The 19,097-nt window shown below is 55.0% G+C and carries 16 protein-coding genes; 8 read left to right on the forward strand and 8 right to left on the reverse strand.

The window, feature by feature from the left end; all coding sequences use genetic code 11:
* Window positions 1-2 precede the first annotated feature (2 nt).
* From ADINL_RS15885 to ADINL_RS04250, 3 genes are all read right to left on the reverse strand, one after another.
* Window positions 3-686, reverse strand: coding sequence for an SPOR domain-containing protein (locus tag ADINL_RS15885; protein ID WP_051632555.1), 684 nt, complete (start codon window positions 684-686; stop codon window positions 3-5).
* A 3-nt stretch (window positions 687-689) separates the two neighbouring features.
* Window positions 690-2,447, reverse strand: coding sequence for an arginine--tRNA ligase (gene argS, locus ADINL_RS04245; protein WP_036544290.1), 1,758 nt, complete (start codon window positions 2,445-2,447; stop codon window positions 690-692).
* Between the two features lie 101 nt (window positions 2,448-2,548).
* Window positions 2,549-4,756, reverse strand: a complete 2,208-nt coding sequence (locus ADINL_RS04250; RefSeq protein ID WP_239644328.1) for a primosomal protein N' — start codon at window positions 4,754-4,756, stop codon at window positions 2,549-2,551.
* Window positions 4,757-5,018: 262 nt separating this feature from the next.
* Here ADINL_RS04250 and rpmE point away from each other — a divergent pair, with 262 nt between their 5' ends.
* Both rpmE and ADINL_RS04260 read left to right on the forward strand, forming a co-directional pair.
* Complete coding sequence (gene rpmE / locus ADINL_RS04255) at window positions 5,019-5,237, forward strand: 50S ribosomal protein L31 (RefSeq protein WP_036544295.1); 219 nt, start codon at window positions 5,019-5,021, stop codon at window positions 5,235-5,237.
* A gap of 205 nt (window positions 5,238-5,442) precedes the next feature.
* Entirely contained in the window at window positions 5,443-6,708 is a 1,266-nt protein-coding gene (locus ADINL_RS04260; protein ID WP_036544297.1) for a malic enzyme-like NAD(P)-binding protein, read from the forward strand.
* A gap of 112 nt (window positions 6,709-6,820) precedes the next feature.
* On the opposite strand, the gene ADINL_RS04265 is transcribed toward ADINL_RS04260, so the two are convergent.
* Window positions 6,821-7,054: a DUF1127 domain-containing protein gene (locus tag ADINL_RS04265; RefSeq protein ID WP_036544299.1), complete on the reverse strand. Its 234-nt coding sequence runs from the start codon at window positions 7,052-7,054 to the stop codon at window positions 6,821-6,823.
* A 294-nt stretch (window positions 7,055-7,348) separates the two neighbouring features.
* Window positions 7,349-10,177, reverse strand: coding sequence for an excinuclease ABC subunit UvrA (gene uvrA, locus ADINL_RS04270; RefSeq protein ID WP_036544302.1), 2,829 nt, complete (start codon window positions 10,175-10,177; stop codon window positions 7,349-7,351).
* A gap of 147 nt (window positions 10,178-10,324) precedes the next feature.
* Between uvrA and ssb the strand changes: the two genes are divergently transcribed.
* A complete protein-coding gene (ssb, locus tag ADINL_RS04275) occupies window positions 10,325-10,852 on the forward strand; it encodes a single-stranded DNA-binding protein (protein ID WP_036544305.1) in 528 nt (175 codons plus the stop codon).
* A 205-nt stretch (window positions 10,853-11,057) separates the two neighbouring features.
* On the opposite strand, the gene ADINL_RS04280 is transcribed toward ssb, so the two are convergent.
* Window positions 11,058-12,908: an ABC transporter ATP-binding protein gene (locus tag ADINL_RS04280; RefSeq protein WP_051632556.1), complete on the reverse strand. Its 1,851-nt coding sequence runs from the start codon at window positions 12,906-12,908 to the stop codon at window positions 11,058-11,060.
* Window positions 12,909-12,993: 85 nt separating this feature from the next.
* Between ADINL_RS04280 and ADINL_RS04285 the strand changes: the two genes are divergently transcribed.
* The 5 genes from ADINL_RS04285 to rfbD all read left to right on the forward strand — a co-directional run bounded on the left by ADINL_RS04285 (window position 12,994) and on the right by rfbD (window position 17,590).
* Window positions 12,994-13,983: a TRAP transporter substrate-binding protein gene (locus ADINL_RS04285; protein ID WP_051632557.1), complete on the forward strand. Its 990-nt coding sequence runs from the start codon at window positions 12,994-12,996 to the stop codon at window positions 13,981-13,983.
* Between the two features lie 19 nt (window positions 13,984-14,002).
* On the forward strand, window positions 14,003-14,560 hold the full coding sequence (locus tag ADINL_RS04290; RefSeq protein WP_204368193.1) for a TRAP transporter small permease: 558 nt from the start codon (window positions 14,003-14,005) through the stop codon (window positions 14,558-14,560).
* Window positions 14,560-15,822, forward strand: a complete 1,263-nt coding sequence (locus ADINL_RS04295; protein ID WP_036544307.1) for a TRAP transporter large permease — start codon at window positions 14,560-14,562, stop codon at window positions 15,820-15,822. Before ADINL_RS04290 ends, ADINL_RS04295 begins: the two co-directional genes overlap by 1 nt.
* 102 nt (window positions 15,823-15,924) lie before the next feature.
* Window positions 15,925-16,605: a methyl-accepting chemotaxis protein gene (locus ADINL_RS16760; RefSeq protein WP_051632558.1), complete on the forward strand. Its 681-nt coding sequence runs from the start codon at window positions 15,925-15,927 to the stop codon at window positions 16,603-16,605.
* Window positions 16,606-16,684: 79 nt separating this feature from the next.
* Window positions 16,685-17,590 carry a dTDP-4-dehydrorhamnose reductase gene (gene rfbD / locus ADINL_RS04305; protein ID WP_036544309.1) on the forward strand — a complete coding sequence of 302 codons (906 nt, stop codon included), beginning with the start codon at window positions 16,685-16,687 and terminating at the stop codon, window positions 17,588-17,590.
* Window positions 17,591-17,609: 19 nt separating this feature from the next.
* Here rfbD and ADINL_RS04310 read toward each other — a convergent pair whose 3' ends face one another.
* Both ADINL_RS04310 and ADINL_RS04315 read right to left on the reverse strand, forming a co-directional pair.
* The gene (locus tag ADINL_RS04310) at window positions 17,610-17,990 is read right to left on the reverse strand and encodes a SirB2 family protein (protein WP_036544311.1); all 381 of its coding nucleotides are present in this window, start codon (window positions 17,988-17,990) and stop codon (window positions 17,610-17,612) included.
* Between the two features lie 33 nt (window positions 17,991-18,023).
* Window positions 18,024-19,091 (reverse strand): META domain-containing protein, encoded by a 1,068-nt coding sequence (locus ADINL_RS04315; RefSeq protein WP_036544314.1) that lies wholly within the window; start codon window positions 19,089-19,091, stop codon window positions 18,024-18,026.
* Between the last annotated feature and the right edge of the window lie 6 nt (window positions 19,092-19,097).

Below are 19,097 nucleotides of genomic sequence, written 5' to 3' on the forward strand. Positions count from 1 at the left end.
GTTCAGTCCAGTGGAATCGGCAAGGGGGTGATGCCCAGACTGGTCAGCTGGTTACGTGCCCGGTTTAATTCCGTGCGGTTATTGAACGGGCCGGTGCGTACGCGATACCAGATGCCATTGTCACCCTCGACTTTGGAGGTGTGTACATTAGGCAGGCCGCTTAGCAACAGCTCAATCCGCATACGTTCGGCATCTGCTTCAGCACGGAACGAACCGGTTTGCAGCAGAAAGCGTGATTGCGCCTCGGGCGCATCGCGCGGAGTAGAGTGATAAACGTTCCGTGGTGCCTGTACTTCTGAGCGCGGCAGAATGTCGTAAAAATCAAACCGTGATTCAGGTGCTTCAGGTGGCGGTGGCATCTCGGGCTGGGCGCTTACCGGTGCCTCGGGCTCAGGCGCGGGTGTCACCACAACCGGAGCGGGCGTCGGAGCTGCCGGGGCTGGTGCTGGCGCCACAGGCTGAGGTCTGGGTGCTGGCCGTGTCTCAGTCGTGGGTGCTGAGGGTTGTGATGGTCCTGTGGCAATCAGCAGCTTTAACAGGTACACCAGCCCAAAAAGGGCGGCGCCAGCCAGCAGTGCTCGCGGCCACCAGGCTTTTTTGCGCGGTGGCGGTGCACTCTGGCGTTTCGGCGCACGGCTGGCAGAGCTGCTGCGACGCCGCTTTTGGGCATAGTCCTGTCGAGCCATGAATTACATCTGCTCAGGCGCGGATGCACCCAACAGCTCCAGGCCGTTGGCTATCACCTGACGAACAGCGACGCTGAGCGTCAAACGGGCATTGCGCAGATCTGCTTCTTCAATCAGCATTTTATGGCCGTTGTACCAGGTGTGGTAGTCGCCTGCCAGTTCGCGCAAATAGTTGGCCAGCAGGTGCGGCTCGTAATTGAATGCGGCGTTACGCAGGACATCCGGGTAGCGTGACAGCTTGGTGATCAAATCCTTTTCGGCATCGCTGTCGAGCAGCTTCAGTGCGGCCAGACCGGCTTGCTGATCCCAGGAGAGTCCGTCAGCTTCCAGCTTGCGCAATACCGAGCAGACGCGCGCATGGGCATACTGAATATAGTAGATCGGGTTGTCTTTGGATTCGGACTTGGCCAGCTCCAGGTCAAAGTCCATGTGTTGCTCTGCCTTGCGCGTGACATAGAAGAAGCGGCAGGCATCCTTGCCTACTTCATCCCGCAGCTCACGCAGGGTGACAAACGAGCCGGAGCGTGTCGACATCTGCACCCGTTCGCTGCCGCGATAGAGAATGGCAAACTGTACCAGTTTGACAATCAGGCGCTCCGGGTCATAGCCCAGTGCAGAAATCGCAGCTTTGACACGGGTGATGTAGCCATGATGGTCTGCACCCCAGACATTCACAACCTGATCAAAGCCGCGGTCAAACTTGTTCATGTGATAGGCGATATCCGAGGCGAAATAGGTGGTCTGGCCGTTGGCTCGTTTGACCACGCGGTCCTTGTCATCACCAAACGCGGTGGAGCGGAACCACAGATTACCGTCCTGCTCGTAGAGGTGTCCCTTGTCCTGCAGGATGTTCAGTGCGGTGTCTACGTCGCCACTGCTGGTCAGCGAGCGCTCCGAGAACCACACCTGATAGTCGACACCAAATTCGCTGAGGTCTTCGCGGATATCCCCGAGGATGGCATCCAGGCCTGCATTGAAGACCAGTTCATAGTCGTTGCCGAGCAGCTGCTGGGCACGTTCAATAACGGCATCAATATAGAGGTCCTTGTCGCCGCCCTGGGGTTCGTCATCAGGCAGTCCTTCCAGTACAGCAGACAGGGGATGTTCAAAGCGTGTGCTGTGATCCTGAGCCAGTCGGTGTGCGATATCACGCACATAATGTCCCTGGTAGCCATTGCTGGGGAAGTCCAGCTCAGCACCCAGTTCTTCCAGATAACGCAGCCAGACGCTGGCTGCCAGAATGTTCATCTGGCGGCCAGCATCATTGACATAGTATTCACGTTCAATTTCCAGACCCGCCGCTTCCAGCAGGTCGGCCACTGTTGCACCATACGCCGCACCACGTCCATGACCTACATGCAAAGGACCGGTGGGGTTGGCAGAAACAAATTCTACCTGGACGCGAGGACCTGAATTGGGTGCTGCGCGGCCAAAGGTTTTGCCTTGTGCCAGAACATCGCCAACCACTGTGTAAATAGCATCCGGGTTCAGAAAGAAATTGATGAATCCGGGGCCTGCAATCTCGGCCTTGATGACCTGTTCGGAGGCAGGCAGTGCGGCACAGATTTTCTCGGCCAGCTGTCGCGGGTTGCTGCGAGCTGCCTTGGCCAGTGTCATGGCAAGGTTGGTGGCCAGATCACCGTGAGCCTTGTCACGGGTATTTTCAAGATGGATGTCGGCCTGAGTGTCGGCAGGCAGGGTGCCTGCATCAATCAATGACTGAATGGCCTGAGTCAGCAGGTCGGCTAAGTGTTCTTTCATGCGTCTTCCGTTAGGTGACTGGTTCCAGACCGGGAAGCGGTCGGATAAGGACTGATCGAATAGTATAATTCGTCCGGTGCCCTGAATGCCAATCCCCGATATCAATAACTGTCCAGTGGGTCCACATCAATTGACCAGCGTACCTGGTTACGGCCTTTATGCTGGGTAAGAAAATGCAGAATGTGTCGCAGCAACTGGTGCAGTTCTGAGCGCTGGCGGCTTTGTATCAGCAGTTGAGCACGGTAGAGGCCCGCGCGTTTTTCCATCGGTGAGGGGAAGGGGCCAGACCAGTGGCTGCCGGGGGGTGGATTCAGTTGTGCTTCCATGGTTTCGCGAATATCTCTGAGAAAGGCTTCGGCACGTCCTTGATGGGTAGCTTCAGCGCGGATCAGGGCATGGGATGTGAAAGGCGGAAGCCCGGCTGCGTGACGCAGTTGCAGCTCGGAGTTGGCAAAAGCGCTGTAACTTTCCCGGATCAGGGCGTTGAGCATGGGGTGGTCCGGGTGCCGGGTTTGCATGACCACTTCACCCGGATGGTCCGCACGTCCGGCGCGTCCGGCAACCTGAAGGATCAACTGGGCGGTTTTTTCCATGCCACGAAAATCGGCACTGAACAGGCCGCTGTCGGCATCCAGTACTGCCACCAGCGTGACTTTGGGAAAGTGGTGACCTTTGGCCAGCATTTGAGTACCGATCATGATGCAGGGCTTGCCTGTATGGATTTGTTCCATCAGGTGCTTCATGGCATCTTTGCGTGCTGTGCTGTCACGGTCGATACGCAATACCGGCGTATCAGGAAAATGGTCCTGAAGAAAGTCTTCAGTACGTTCGGTCCCCGCGCCAGAAGGTCGCAAGTCATCACTGCCGCACTGGTGGCAGCGTTTGGGGATGGGCGTTTGTCGGTCACAGTGATGGCAGTGCATGTGCGGCGGAGAACGGTGCAATGTCATGCGGGCATCGCAGCGGGTGCATTCGTTTACCGCACCGCACTGGTGACAGATCAGCGAGGGTGAAAAACCGCGCCGATTGAGGAATACCAGTACCTGAGTGCCCTGTCGCAAGTGCTGCTGCATGCGCGTGAGCAGGCTGGCTGACAGTCCGCAGCTCAGCGTTTCACCTCGTATGTCCAGCAGTTCAAAGGCAGGTGGTCGGGCACCTCCGGCTCGCTGTGTCAGGCGCAGGTGTCGGTAGCGCCCGGCCTGGGCGTTGTGCAGACTTTCCAGTGATGGCGTAGCACTGCCCAGCAGCAAGGGTATCGCTTCCTGTCGGGCCCGCAGCACTGCCAGATCGCGTGCGGAATAGCGAAAGCCATCCTGCTGCTTAAAAGACAGGTCATGCTCTTCATCAACAATGATCAAGCCGGGATGACGCATCGGGGTGAAAATTGCCGAACGGGTGCCGATCAGAATACGTGCGCTGCCCTGGCGGGCCAGCAGCCAGGCATCCAGTCGCTGACGATCATTCAGGCCTGAGTGTAATGCCACCACAGGTACCTGGAAGCGGCTTTTGAAGCGAGCCAGTGTCTGGGGTGTCAGTCCGATCTCGGGTACCAGAACCAGTGCCTGACGACCCTGGGTCAGGGTTTGCTGAATCGCCTGCAGGTACACTTCGGTTTTGCCTGATCCGGTCACGCCTTCAAGCAGCCAGGTACAAAAGCCAGGCTGACTGTTGATCTGTTGCAGTGCAGCCTGTTGCTCAGTGTTCAGCGTCAAGGGTGCTTCACGCAACAGGTCACTGCTTTCGCGATCCTCTGCATGAACCGGTGAGGGGCGGTGGATAAAGGATTCAGCCAGCCCCTTGTCCTGAAGCGTTTTCAGCAGGTTGACGGGAATGGATTCGACACGCAACAGGTCGGTACTGACTCCTTCGGGATTGCGCAGCAGCAGGTCGAGTAGTTCACGCTGGCGCACCGCGGTGCCGGAAAGCTGCTCCAGTGCGGCATTGGCAGTGGCGCGCCACAGGGTTGCGTGGGCAAAGTCCGCCTCCTCTCCCTTGCGCAGCAGTGCCGGCAGAGCCTGGCTGAGTGCCTCGCCTTCCGGAAATGCATAGTAACTGGCAGCCCAGCGTGCCAGATAAAGCTGTGGCGTATCCAGTACAGGCGTGTCATCCAGAATTGCCAGGGCTGATTTCAACTGTTTTGGCGGCAGATCGGAGTGTTCAGCACATTCGACAATAATACCGATCATCTCGCGCCTGCCAAACGGAACGCGAACCCGGCAGCCCACTGCTGGCGGGTGATGCAGGGGTTGCGGTGGCCGATAGTCAAATAGCCGGTGCAAGGGGGTCGGCAGGGCAACTCTGAGGATCACAGGCAGTTTCGTTCCGTATAATGTCCGGGTATCAGGATATCTGAGCGAAGCCTACAGTCTAGAGGCTTTTATCTGGCGATAAAATAGCCTTTTTAAGTTGCGGGGAGCGGTCACTCGCCGTATAATTCCGGCCCTTGTAAATTGTACGGGTGGGTGATACCTCGATTCGGGGCGTAAACCTGTCCATCCTTGTTAGTGCGGTGCCTGACAACAATGAATTTGATCAGGTGGCGGCACACGCATAACTCCCATGAGGTTTAAAATGAAAGCTGGTATCCATCCCGAATACACAGACATCACGATCACCTGCTCTTGCGGTAACGTGATGCAGACCAAGTCGACTCTGGGTCAGAGCGCAATGCTGGTTGACGTATGCAGCAGCTGCCACCCGTTCTACACCGGTAAGCAGAAAGAAGCGACTACTGGTGGTCGTGTTGACCGTTTCAACAAGCGTTTTGGTGCGCGTTCGCTCAAGAAATAAGCGCCTGTACCGAAAGCGTCAGATTCTGCAAAAAGCATCCACGGGATGCTTTTTGTTTTTTTGCTCCGACGTTCCCTGATTTTACCGCGCTATGGCGGTGCGCTCAGGGTGCGTTGGTGCACTCTAAAAGGGCGGTTGTTGTCAACATGACTTTTGGTTATGATGCAAAACCGTTTAACTACAACCTTAGTTGGAATCTGCAACCATGTCTCAAGATTTTAAGCAAGCGGCTCTTGATTACCACGAGTTCCCTCGTCCGGGTAAAATCAGTGTAGAGCTCTCGACGTCTGCAGAGACGGCCCGAGACCTCGCGCTGGCCTATTCTCCGGGTGTGGCGGAGCCGGTACGCGAGATCGCCAAAGATCCTGAAGCGGCCTATCGTTATACTTCGAAGGGTAACCTGGTTGCCGTTATTTCCAATGGGACCGCCATTCTGGGACTGGGTGATCTGGGGCCTCTGGCCTCCAAGCCCGTCATGGAAGGCAAGGCACTGTTGTTCAAGCGTTTTGCCAATATCGATTCAATTGATATTGAAGTAGACGCTGAAAGCCCACAGGCGTTCATCGATACGGTTGCACGTATTGCTGAAACCTTCGGCGGCATCAACCTGGAAGACATCAAGGCGCCGGAATGCTTTGAGATAGAGCGTACGCTGATCGAGCGTTGCAATATCCCGGTATTCCACGACGATCAGCACGGTACGGCGATTGTGACCGCTGCCGGTATGATCAATGCGCTGGAGCTGGCCGGCAAAAAGCTGGAAGAGGCTTCGATTGTCTGTCTGGGTGCCGGTGCAGCCGCCAGTGCCTGCATGAAGCTGCTCATTAACATGGGCGCGAAAGTCGAGAATGTCTACATGATCGACCGTAAGGGTGTGATCCACTCCGGTCGTGATGACCTGACCGCCGAAAAAGCGGCGTTCGCTACTGAAACTGACAAGCGTACTCTGGATGATGCCATCGAGGGTGCTGATGTGTTCCTGGGTCTGTCTGGTCCAGACCTGCTGTCACCTGAACAGCTCAAGAAAATGGCAGTCAACCCTGTCGTTTTCGCCTGTGCAAACCCTGATCCTGAAATCCGGCCGGAAGTTGCCAATGCAGCCCGTCCAGATGTGATCATGGCCACAGGTCGTTCTGACTTCCCCAACCAGGTTAACAACGTACTGGGCTTCCCCTTCATTTTCCGTGGTGCACTGGATGTACGTGCTTCTGCGATCAATGAAGAGATGAAAGCTGCTGCGGTGAAGGCGCTGGCCGAGTTGGCCCGTGAACCCGTCACTCAGGAAGTACTGACAGCCTATGGTTTGCAGTCCCTGGAATTCGGCCGTGATTACATTCTGCCAAAAGCTACCGATTCACGTCTGCTGGGCCGCATTTCCTATGCGGTTGCTCAGGCAGCAATCGACAGTGGTGTGGCACGTTTACCGATGCCTGAACACTATCCGATCCGCAGCGAAGCTGAGCTGGTCTGATCTGATAGAGTCATGAAACAGCGTTGATCTGAATGCAAAAAACCGCTGGAGGTGTGATTCATCTTCAGCGGTTTTTTTATGGGCGGGCGTTGCGCTTTAACGAGCCATCGCATCAGTTTTTCTGAACAATTGCGACCACGCGCTGCTGAACAGGTGTGTCAACCTTGGGTAGCGCTCGAATGGTCAGGTTGTTGGGTGTGTCGCTTTCCTGGGGCAGGCACTGACGGCCATCGGGTGTCAGCCCGACATCTTTTAACAGACGGGCATCCAGGTGGGCAACACTCTGCCGGGTAACGGCACGGGTAAAATAACCTTGCAAGTGGTGTAACAGATCCAGCAGTAACATCTCAATCTCCTTTTAAAAAGGGCCGGAGATATCTTCTGGGTCTGTGGGTGGTGGGGGAACATTCACCGAAGGCCGCGAAGATATCGCGGCCGGAAAAAATCAGATCACAGCGCGCGAATACGACAAATCGCCATCAGCCAGCGATTGGCGACGGAAATTCGGTGTGTCGGGCGTTTGTTCATCTGTTTCATAATCAAGGTTTCATCTCAAAATAAAAAAGCCTGAACCAGGTTCAGGCTTTCTTTTTCCTCCTTTTTGCGGCTAAGGTCAACCGCTATATTGTCAGGAGTACATTCAGCGTTGCAGCAGCGGCTTCAGGAAACGTCCGGTATGTGAGCGCGGTTCCTCGGCTACCGTCTCTGGTGTACCGGTGGCGATGATCTCACCACCGCCGGTACCTCCTTCGGGTCCCAGGTCGACAATCCAGTCAGCCGTCTTGATCACATCCAGATTGTGTTCAATGACTACAATTGTATTGCCATGATCCCGCAAGCGGTTGAGTACATTCAGTAATTGCTGGATATCGTAGAAGTGCAGACCGGTTGTGGGCTCATCCAGGATATACAGTGTCTTGCCGGTATCGCGTTTGGACAGCTCACGTGACAGCTTGACGCGCTGGGCTTCACCGCCGGACAGTGTGGTCGCGCTTTGACCCAGACGGATATAGCTCAGACCAACATCGATCAGGGTCTGCAGCTTGCGGGCCAGTGCCGGAATGGCATCAAAAAACACCCGTGCATCTTCCACCGTCATGTTCAGCACTTCATCAATGCTTTTGCCTTTGTAACGTACTTCCAGTGTTTCACGGTTGTAGCGTTTGCCATGACAGACATCACAGGGGACAAAAATATCGGGCAGGAAATGCATCTCGACCTTGATCACACCATCGCCCTGGCAGGCTTCACAGCGCCCTCCCTTGACGTTAAAGCTGAAGCGGCCAGGTTTATAGCCACGCGAGCGTGCTTCCTGGGTACCGGCAAACAGCTCCCGGATCGGTGTAAAGATACCGGTATAGGTTGCCGGGTTAGAACGTGGAGTACGACCAATCGGGCTCTGGTCGATATCGATCACCTTGTCGAAGTGTTCCAGCCCCTCAATGCTGTCGTGTTCGGCAGCTTCAAGGGTGGTGGCATGATTCAGCGCGGTGGCGGTAATCGGGTAGAGGGTTGAGTTGATCAGTGTCGATTTGCCGGAGCCTGATACCCCCGTGACACAGGTCATCAGGCCAACCGGAATCTCCAGGGTGACATCCTTCAGGTTGTTACCACGGGCACCGCTGAGGCGCAGCTGTTTGCTGGTGTCGACCGGACGGCGCTGGCGGGGTACTTCAATACAGCGGACTCCGGACAGATACTGGCCGGTCATGGAAGCGGGGTGGTCCATCACCTGCTGAGGTGTACCGGCCGCAATAACTTTACCCCCATGAACGCCGGCACCGGGGCCGATATCGATCACATGGTCGGCCATGCGGATAGCATCCTCGTCATGCTCAACCACGATGACGGTATTACCCAGATCGCGCAAATGACGCAGGGTATCCAGCAGGCGATCATTGTCACGCTGATGCAGACCGATAGACGGTTCATCCAGAATATACATGACACCTACCAGACCTGCGCCTATCTGGCTGGCCAGACGAATACGTTGCGCTTCGCCACCTGACAGGGTTTCTGCGCTGCGTTCCAGTGACAGGTAATCCAGTCCAACGTTGACCAGAAACGACAGGCGCTGACGTATTTCCTTGAGGATTTTCTCGGCGATTTCACCCTGTTTGCCTGTCAGTGTCAGTTGATCAAAGTAGGCTTTGGCTTCACCGATCGGCAGACGTACTATCTCCGGCAGGGTACGGCCATCAATATAAACATGGCGGGCCTCGCGGCGTAAGCGGGTGCCGTGACAGGAGGGGCATGGCTGCATATTCAGATATTTGGCCAGGTCCTCACGCACCATATCGGATTCGGTTTCTTTATAGCGGCGTTCCAGATTGTTGAGCACACCTTCAAACGGGTGGTGCTTGCTAACGCGGGTACCCCGGTCATTGGTGTAGCTGAATTCGATATTTTCCTGACCACTGCCATGCAGAATCGCTTTCTGATGTGCCAGCTGCAACTCCTTGAAGGGAGTGTCCATATCAAAACCATAGTGATCGGCAACGGCCTTCAACTGCTGGAAATAATACAGGCTGCGACGATCCCAGCCACGAATCGCACCTTCTGACAGGGTCAGTGACGGATCATGTACCACCTTGACCGGATCAAAGTACTGCTTGACGCCGAGGCCGTCACAGGAAGGGCAGGCACCGTGCGGATTGTTGAACGAGAACATCCGGGGTTCCAGTTCCTGAATACTGTGACCACAGACCGGACAGGCGAAACGGGCCGAGAAAATCAGATCTTCCTGTGCGTCTCCTTCCATCCAGGCAACCCGGGCGATGCCATCGGTGAGTTGCAGGGCGGTTTCAAACGATTCTGCCAGTCGTAGCTGCAGATCCTCGCGCACCTTGAAGCGGTCAATCACAACTTCGATATTGTGCTTTTTGTTCTTGTCCAGTGCCGGAGCACTGTCCAGGTCGACAATGATGCCGTTGATGCGGGCGCGCACAAAACCCTGGGCGCGCAGTTCACTGATAGTGTGTAAGTGCTCACCTTTACGCCCCTGAACCACAGGAGCCAGCAGCATCATCTTGCTGCCTTCCGGCAGGGCCAGTACCTGATCGACCATCTGGGATACGGTTTGTGCCGCCAGTGGCAGATCATGATCGGGACAGCGAGGTTCACCGGCACGTGCAAACAACAGGCGCAGATAGTCATAGATCTCGGTGATGGTGCCGACAGTCGAGCGCGGATTGTGCGAGGTGGATTTCTGCTCAATTGAAATAGCAGGAGAGAGACCCTCAATATGGTCGACATCCGGCTTTTCCATCATCGACAGGAACTGGCGGGCATAGGTCGACAGGGATTCGACATAGCGTCGCTGCCCCTCTGCATAGAGGGTGTCAAATGCCAGAGACGACTTGCCGGAGCCTGACAACCCGGTGATCACAATGAGTTTGTCCCGGGGTATCTCCAGGTCGATATTCTTCAGGTTGTGGGTGCGGGCACCCCGTACCAGTATTTTATCCATTACCGCTCCGGCTGCAGTGCAAAAACGAGTATTATAGGCCTTTAGCTGTTCAGCCTAAACCTAAGCTTGTGTTATTCTCATCCTTCTACGCACGGTTGGATGCAGGGAGCACCTGCCGGCTGAAATTAAGAAGATTTGGAGAACATCATGGCACGCGGCATTAACAAAGTAATCCTGGTAGGCAACCTGGGTCAGGACCCTGAAGTAAAATACATGCCATCAGGAAATGCAGTCACAAACGTGACGCTGGCAACCAGCGATACATGGAAGGATAAGCAGACCGGCCAGCCTCAGGAACGCACTGAGTGGCACCGTGTCGTATTCTTTAACCGCCTGGCTGAAATTGCTGGCGAGTACCTGCGCAAAGGTTCCAAAATCTATGTTGAAGGTTCATTGCGCACCCGCAAGTGGCAGGATCAGAGTGGCCAGGACCGTTACACGACTGAAATAGTGGCCAGTGAAATGCAGATGCTGGATGGTCGTGGTGGCGACAGCAACATGGGTGGACAGCAGGGCGGTTATGCCAATCAGGACCCCATGGGATATGGTCAGCCCGCACAGCAGGCTTCACGCCCTGCACCCCAGCAGTCACGTCCGCAGAATCAGGCACCTGCGCAGCAGCAACCCCAGCCAGCTGCCGGGTTTGATGACTTTGATGATGATATTCCGTTCTAAGCACTGTCTCATACGGTGAACACCAATAAAAAAGCCCTGACGATTCAGGGCTTTTTTGTATCACGCCATCATCCATACCACCAGAGCCAGTGTCAGCAGGGCGATGCCGGTAGGGCCAGCTTCAGTCCCGGAATCCGTCCTGCTGCCATCCCCAGGCAGGTGAGGATAAAGGTGATCAGCAGGAGCAGATCCTGGCTCATCGATCTTACTCCGCATCTTCCGCAAGGAACCCGCCGGACTGACGAGCCCAGAGTGCTGCGTAGATACCACCCAGCTGCAGCAGCTCGGCATGTGTGCCTGACTCAACGATACGTCCCTTGTCCATCACCACCAGCCGGTCCATGGCGGCAATAGTGGATAATCGGTGTGCGATGGCAATCACGGTTTTACCTTCCATCAGCCGGTAGAGGTTTTCCTGAATGGCAGACTCGACTTCAGAGTCCAGCGCCGAGGTGGCTTCATCCAGAATCAGAATCGGCGCATCCTTGAGCATTACCCGTGCGATCGCAATACGCTGGCGCTGGCCGCCCGACAGCTTAACACCGCGCTCGCCCACCTGAGCATCGTAGCCGGTGCGTCCTTTGGCATCTCGCAGACCGAGAATAAAATCATGGGCCTTGGCGCGTTTGGCGGCCTGAATGATCTGCTCTTCTGTGGCATCGGGGCGGCCATAGGCGATATTCTCGCGCACAGAACGGTGCAGCAGCGAGGTATCCTGGCTGACCATGCCGATAGCCGCCCGCAGGGATTCCTGCTGGACCTCGGCAATTGACTGGTCGTCGATGCGAATCTGGCCGCGCTCCAGATCATAGAAACGCAGCAGCAGGTTCACCAGTGTGGACTTGCCTGCCCCGGAGCGGCCCACCAGCCCTACCTTCTCTCCTGCCTGGATCTGCAGTGACAGGGATTCGATCACGCCGGACTCTTGTCCATAGTGAAAGCTGATCTGATCGAAGTGGATCTTGCCCCGATCTGCGGACAAGGCGGGTGCGTCGGGAAGATCCTGTACCTGACGGGGAACCGAGATTGAGCCAATCCCGTCACGTACAGTACCTATGTTTTCAAACAGCGAAGAGACTTCCCACATGATCCATTGCGACATGCCGGACAGTCGCAGGACCAGCCCCAGCGCGACGGCCAGCGCGCCGATATTGATCAGGGATTCCAGCCAGAGCCAGATACTCAGTGCCGCCACCGTGAGCAGCAGCAGAGAGTTGAGCAGGTAAAGGCAGGTATTGAACAGTGTTACCAGGCGCATTTGCTGGTGAACGGTATCAAGGAAGCCATCCATGCCATCACGTGCATAATCAGATTCACGTTTGGCATGAGAGAACAGCTTCACGGTCTGAATATTGGTGTAGGCATCGACCACCCGGCCTGTCATGATCGAGCGTGCATTGGCCTGATGCTGTGACACCTTCCCCATCAACGGGACAAAATAGCGCAGCATCACAATGTAGCCTGCCAGCCACACCAGCAGTGGCAGCATCAGCCGCAGATCCGCGCTGCCCATGATTACCAGTGTGCCGATAAAATAGACACAGACATAGTTGAGCACATCAATCAGCTTGATCACGCACTCTCTGACAGACAGTGCTGTTTGCATCAGTTTGGTTGCAATACGTCCGGCAAACTCTTCCTGATAAAAATGCATCGATTGCTGTAACAGATAACGGTGAATCTGCCAGCGGATGCGCATCGGGTAGTTACCCATCAATACCTGAAAATTTAACAGTGAATGCAACAGCACCAGTAACGGCAGGCCCATAATCACCACGGCCATGCCGATCAGCTTCCAGGACTCTGTTTGCAGGAAGGTGTCGCGGTCTTGTTCGGCCAGCCAGTTCACCAGATTGCCCATGAAGCTGAACAACCACACTTCCACCAGTGCGACACAGGTCATCACCAGCGCGGATGCCAGTAACCAGGGCCAGATTCCGCGAGAAAAATGCAGGCAGAATGCAATAACCCCACTGGGGGGCTGGGTGGGCTCGGTTAACGGGAAGGGGTTAATACGCCGCTCGAACCATTGAAACAGTTTTGCTGACTTGATCATCTCTAACATATTTGATCGAAATTGTGTTTAAATTCGGTGACTATAAAAACGCTCACACTGATTGACGCATTTTCAGGAGTTCACCATGATTTCATTGCGTAATATGCTGGCGGCTGCCAGTGTTGCATCCTGTATGACTTTGCTTTCCCTGCCTGTGCTGGCACAGGATTTCCGTTTAGGTTTGATTACACCACCTTCGCATCACTGGACACAGGCTGCTCAGTCATTTGCGCAAACGTTGAATGAGCGTTCCGAAGGTCGCCATAGTGTATCAGTATTTCCGGCAGCACAGCTGGGTAATGAAGCGCAAATGGTACAACAATTACAGACCGGTGCGCTGGATATGGCGTTTCTGACGGTTGCTGAAGTGTCCAACCGGGTGCCTGAGTTTGGTGCCTGGTATGCGCCGTATCTGGTCGATGATATTGATGAAGCTGCCGCACTGCTGCGCTCTGATGCGGCGGAATCCATGTTCGAACTGCTGCCCCAGCAAGCGGGGCTGGTCGGTATTGGCTATGGTATGGCCGGTATGCGTCAGATGATGAGTCGTACCCCGGTCAACAGTCCGGCAGACTTGCAGGGTAAAAAACTGCGTATTACACCGTTTGATCCGATTCGTGACTTCTATGCTGCGCTGAATACGGCTCCCACACCACTGCCGTTGCCCGCCGTGTACGATGCTCTGGCGAACCGCCAGATAGACGCCATCGATATGGACTTCGACTCTATTCTGATCTTCCGTTTTTATGAGCGTGCAGAGCATTTACTGATATCCAATCACATGATGTTCCCGATGGTGGGAGTGGTGTCTGCCCGGGTATGGCGCAATCTGGATGCCGAAGATCAGGCGCTGATCACTGAGCTGATGAAAACTGAACTGGATCAGGTCATTGAAACCTTCCGTTTGCAGGAACGTGATCAGGAAGCCGAACTGCGAGCCTTGAATATCACCATCACGGAAGCTGATCGTGAGTCTTTTGCTGACAGCGTGGCTGCCTGGGAAGCGATCTGGTCTGAGAAAAGCCAGAGCCTGGGGGTTCTGCGTGATGCTGTTGAGCAGATACGTAATCCCTGATTTGCGGATGACTGGTTGAATGCAGCTGTTGCGTAAACTCTCCAGTGGTGTCGCCTGGCTGGAATGCTGGCTGGCGGCTCTGCTGGCCGGTGTGATTTCCGTATTGATTCTGCTCAACGTGATCAGTCGTGCCTTGGGCATGGCGATCTACTGGGTGGATGAGTTGGCAATCTATGCCATGGTCTGGATGACCTTTCTGGCTACCTCGGTGGTGATCAAGCGCCGACAAACCCTGTCGGTGACCTTGTTGCCTGACCTGTTGCCAGACAGTGCCCGGCGCTGGTTGGGGGTGTTCAGTGACCTGATGGTGTTGTTGTTTGCTGTGTTGCTGGTGTATTTCTGCATCATCTGGTTTGATCCTGTGACCCTGCTTCAGTCTGGCTGGGATGTCCAGGCGTTTCAGATGGATACCTTCAACTTTATTTATGCCGAATCCACCAACACACTGGGTGTGAAAAAATTCTGGATCTGGCTGGCAATGCCCTGGGTGGCGCTGACACTGGTGCTGCATGCCAGTATCAACCTGATGGATGCGTTGTTTGGTGAGCCGGTCGTTGCAGTGCAGGAGACGGCTTGATGGTGGTGGCGGTCTTTTTTGTCCTGCTGTTTGCGGCGGTGCCCATCGCACTGGTGCTGGCGTTGTCGGCTGCATTTTATATTGCCACTTCCGGCAACTCAGTGCTGTTTGAGTCCTACGCCCAGCAGCTGTTTGGTTCGATTGAGAACTATGGCTTGCTGGCCATTCCCTTGTTCATGTTGGCGGGTGAGCTGATGAATGAGGGCGGGCTGACACGCCGACTGATCAACATGGCGCGGATACTGGTTGGCGGCTTCCGTGGAGGGATGGCCTATATCAATCTGGTGGCCAACATGATGATGGCCGCGATTATGGGGTCTGCGGCGTCTCAGATCGCCATTATGTCACGGGCGATGGTGCCGGAAATGGAAAAGGAGGGCTATAGCCGTCCTTATGCAGCGGCGATTACCGCTGCGGGTGGTTTACTGTCACCAATTATCCCGCCCTCAATGTTGTTTGTATTGTTCGGTGTGCTGGCTCAGGTTCCGATTGCGGACATGTTTATTGCCGGTATTATCCCAGGGCTGATTCTGTCCGGACTGTTCTTTCTGATGATCACCCTGCTGGGCCTGGTACAGCAGTATCCTCCGGGTCGCTGGCTGTCCTTTGCCGAAGCACGCCAGGCATTGTTGTTTGGGCTGCCTGCACTGGGAATACCGGTGCTGATTATCGGTGGGATTCTGACCGGTACGGTGACACCTACGGAATCTGCAGCACTGGCATCGCTGGGGGCCCTGGTAGTCGGGCGTTTTGTGTACAAGGAACTGCGATTTTCGCAGCTGCCAGAGGTGCTGAAGCGTACTGCCTTGAATTCGGGTATGGTGATCGTGCTGATTTCTGCTGCCGGAGTATTCGGCTGGGTGCTGGTGTATGAGCATATACCGCAAAATGCCGCCGCCTGGATTGTGCAGCAGACATCTGATCCTTTTGTGTTTTTGCTGATGGTGGTGTTGGCGCTGTTATTGGTAGGGATGGTGCTGGATGGAATTGCCGCGTTGATTCTGGTGGTACCGATTCTGCTGCCGGTTGCCCAAGCTGACTTTGGTATCAGCCCCTATCAGTTTGGTGTGGTGGTATGTCTGACCCTGGTGATGGGCTTGCTGACGCCACCTGTGGGTGCTGGTTTGTTTATCAGCTCGGCCATGACCGGTGAATCACCTATGCGGGTATTCAGAGCACTCCTGCCATTTTTGCTGATGACTTTACTGACATTGGTGTTGCTGAGCTGGAAAGCAGAACTGGTACTGCTGTTGCTGCCATAAATACGTCTGTATCGCTTTACTTTTGGCCGCCAACATGGGATGAATAGTGTTGTGCAGCTGCACAAATATTGGTTCAATTGCAGATATAGGTGAACCTGAACAATGACTCAGCCAGACTTGCAAACCGCCGCAGATACTGTGCAGGTTTACGACAGTATCACCCGCCGAATGAACGGCTTTCTCTATCGTTGCCGTAATGATGAGCATTACACCATGCTGGTCATGTCCGGACGTGTAAAAGACGTCACCGGATACGCGCTGGAAGAGCTGTTGAACAACCGCAAGGCCTCGTATGTGTCGCTGATTCATCCAGATGATGTTGCGTCTGTGGATGCTGCCGTTGAAGCCGGGGTCCAGTCGCGTCAAAACTGGGATATAGATTACCGTATCCGTACAGCGACAGGGGCTTTGCAGTGGGTTAATGAGCACGGTGGCGCGGTATTCGATAAGACAGGTGAGCTGGCATTTCTTGAAGGCGTGGTGGTGGATATTGAGCAACGCAAGGAAGAGGAGCGGCAGCGAGATGCCAACCTGAAGCAGGTCGCAGGTGTCAGTGCAAATATTATCTCCGAAACACAGAAGATTCTGTATATGCTCAAATCGCTGCGACTTTTAAGCCTCAATGCCAGCATTGAAGCAGCACGAGCCGGTGAAGCGGGTCGGGGGTTTGCTGTGGTTGCTGAGCATGTCAAGGAGCTGGCTGAGAATACCGGTAAATCTGCAGAATATATCAACGAATTAATTGGTGAGCTGGAGCGCCAGCTGGGCTCGGGAAAACGCTGACAAGGTTTTCAAACCCGGTACTTTCCCTTACACTCCAAAGCATTGTTTAACTGACTTTTTACCTTCCGGAGATCCATGATTGCAGTTTGATCCGGTCAAAATCCTGATAACGGGAGCCGACGGCCAGTCGGGTTCCGCAATTGCCCGTCTGGCTGAAGCGGATGGCTTTTTCAGTGTCATTGCGTTGAATCGCAAGCAACTGGATGTCACCCAGCCGGAGCGTATAGTGGCAGCTTTGGACAGGTATTTACCTGATTATGTGATCAATTGTGCCGGTTTGAACTCAGCTGACCGTGCTGAGCGGGATCCGCAGCGTGCCATGCTGCTCAATGCCGAGGCACCGCGCCATTTGGCTGTAGCCTGTGGTGATCTGTCCATTCCCATGATTCAGCTGTCCACGGATTATGTCTTTGACGGGCATTATGCCAGTGGCTACACCGAAGAGGATGCCACTCAGCCGTTGGGCGCTTACGGTGACAGTAAACTACAGGGCGAACTGAATATTCGCCAGACCTTGCCCCGTCATATCATCCTGCGTACCAGTTGGCTGTTCAGCGATCGTGGTGACAATTTCATGCTGCGCTTGTTGTCCGAAGCGCGTGAAAGCAGTGTCATGTATGCGGTGGATGATCGTCGAGGTTGTCCCACCTCTGCATTTGATCTGGCACGAGTGGTGTTGGCAATTATCAAACAACTGAGTTGTGGCGCAGAGGCCTGGGGAACCTATCATTACTGTGGTGCTGAAGTGACCACGCGCTATGGTTTCAGTGAGGCGGTGATTGCAGCGGCACGCCAGTATGAAGACTTGAAAGTGGACCACATACAGCCGGTTGCTTCCAAAGACTTTGTCACGGAAGCGCAACGTCCTGCAACTTCAGTGCTGAAGTGCGGCAAAATCCTGAATGTTTTTGGTATTCGCCAACGCCCCTGGCGTAGTGAACTCCAGCGTCTGATACGGGAGTACTACGGCCAGGTGCGTCTCTGACAGTTTTCCGGGGCTCTGCTCAGAAGAGTCCCAGTGTCGGTGTTCTGCGTACGGCAACCATGGCTATATAGGCCAGTGCGGCACCCGCCAGCAGTACACCGATCAGTCGTGCCGGCAGGGTAGGCGCCAGTTTGAATGCATATACCGAAAAACCGATATAGGCAAACAGCGCGACTATTTTTGCCAGCACCCAACCCACATGCAGCGGATTCATCTGCATCACCAGCAGCAAGGCAATCGCTGACAGAATCAGCAGGCCATCCACGCTGTGAGCCAGCACTTTCATCCAGCGTTTGCGGATACCCGCTGGCCAGACCAGCACAAATCCGGCACGCACAATAAACAGCAGCACAGTCAGTGCGGCCAATGTCAGGTGTAGGTGTTTAAACGCCATATACATAGCAACAGTTTTCCATTGACAGGTTGAGTTGTGTTATTCATTGACAGGTTTACGGCGGAAAGACGCCAGGCGGGTCATATCCTCGTCATACCAGCTCCACTGCGTGCCTTCCAGGCTGCTGTAACTGGCCTGTTCCAGCAGTTGCAGGAAACGGAATTCAATTTCCGCGACTTCCTGGCAGAGCATCCGCGTACTGGCGACAGGGCCCAGGGTCAGACGTTCGCCTTCGAGCTGAATCGGGCCTGCCAGTACATTGCAGCCACTGTGGCCGGATAGCTGCTGACCGCTGAAACGCACAAACGGGCGTGTGTGCATCGCCTGCAGTGCATCAGGAGTGATACCGTCCAGTTCTACCAGATCCCACTCATAGTGTTCCAGATCGGCCAGCGGGCTGCCACAGGTAGTTGCAGGCAGGGTTTCCTTGAGCTGCTGAAAACGCAGCTGGTGACGTGCAGGACCTTCTTCGGGGGTTTCCCAGTTCAGTGTGACCTGGGCGCGGGTGTGCAGATAGCTGCCGCCAGCACTGCTGGAGGCCAGATAGGTACGCTCAATGTCGAGCCAGGGGTCGGTCATGACCACCGGAAAGCCCTGCCCGGTGCTGCACTCAACAACAAAGGCGGCATCTGCCATGTAGGTGAGCATGCCATCCAGTTCCAGCGAAACTTCAGCCGGCTGCCAGCCCAGTGGTGACAGTTCATAGTTCAGTTGGGAGACGATTGGACGTCCCTGGGTATCTGCCTGTAACCAGCCGCCGTTGTCAGTCGCAAAGTAGATCAGGGTATTGTCATGGCCATGGTGCAGTAACAGTCGCTCACCATCAATTTCCCAGCGTCCCAGACGACTGAACTGGCCCTCAGGGCGGTCCTGGTAGGTCTCGGTGAGGAAATAGGTACCGTCGCTGAGCAGGTCCAGATGTGTCTCTATGCCAGGACAGCTGGCACAGGGCAGCAGGCCGCTATAGCTCTGATTGACACGTTGGGCTGTAGTGGATTCTGCGACCTCTGACACATCCGTTGCAGGGGTACTGACGGAGCTGCAACCACCGATGAATAATGCAGCTGCGATGCAGGCGGATAAACTCAAACCGGACATATTGGACATGATCAT

It is taken from the genome of Nitrincola lacisaponensis (assembly GCF_000691225.1).
GTDB classification, from domain to species: Bacteria; Pseudomonadota; Gammaproteobacteria; order Pseudomonadales; family Balneatricaceae; genus Nitrincola; species Nitrincola lacisaponensis.

Bases quoted from the DNA above. Each gene is read 5' to 3' on its own strand.
- ssb (WP_036544305.1), top strand. From the start codon at position 10,325: ATGGCACGCGGCATTAACAAAGTAATCCTGGTAGGCAACCTGGGTCAG.
- ADINL_RS04315 (WP_036544314.1), bottom strand. From the start codon at position 19,091: ATGTCCAATATGTCCGGTTTGAGTTTATCCGCCTGCATCGCAGCTGCA.
- uvrA (WP_036544302.1), bottom strand. From the start codon at position 10,177: ATGGATAAAATACTGGTACGGGGTGCCCGCACCCACAACCTGAAGAAT.
- ADINL_RS04285 (WP_051632557.1), top strand. From the start codon at position 12,994: ATGATTTCATTGCGTAATATGCTGGCGGCTGCCAGTGTTGCATCCTGT.
- ADINL_RS04265 (WP_036544299.1), bottom strand. From the start codon at position 7,054: ATGTTACTGCTGGATCTGTTACACCACTTGCAAGGTTATTTTACCCGT.
- ADINL_RS04280 (WP_051632556.1), bottom strand. From the start codon at position 12,908: ATGATCAAGTCAGCAAAACTGTTTCAATGGTTCGAGCGGCGTATTAAC.
- ADINL_RS04310 (WP_036544311.1), bottom strand. From the start codon at position 17,990: ATGTATATGGCGTTTAAACACCTACACCTGACATTGGCCGCACTGACT.
- ADINL_RS16760 (WP_051632558.1), top strand. From the start codon at position 15,925: ATGACTCAGCCAGACTTGCAAACCGCCGCAGATACTGTGCAGGTTTAC.
- ADINL_RS15885 (WP_051632555.1), bottom strand. From the start codon at position 686: ATGGCTCGACAGGACTATGCCCAAAAGCGGCGTCGCAGCAGCTCTGCC.
- ADINL_RS04295 (WP_036544307.1), top strand. From the start codon at position 14,560: ATGGTGGTGGCGGTCTTTTTTGTCCTGCTGTTTGCGGCGGTGCCCATC.
- ADINL_RS04290 (WP_204368193.1), top strand. From the start codon at position 14,003: ATGCAGCTGTTGCGTAAACTCTCCAGTGGTGTCGCCTGGCTGGAATGC.
- ADINL_RS04260 (WP_036544297.1), top strand. From the start codon at position 5,443: ATGTCTCAAGATTTTAAGCAAGCGGCTCTTGATTACCACGAGTTCCCT.
- rpmE (WP_036544295.1), top strand. From the start codon at position 5,019: ATGAAAGCTGGTATCCATCCCGAATACACAGACATCACGATCACCTGC.
- argS (WP_036544290.1), bottom strand. From the start codon at position 2,447: ATGAAAGAACACTTAGCCGACCTGCTGACTCAGGCCATTCAGTCATTG.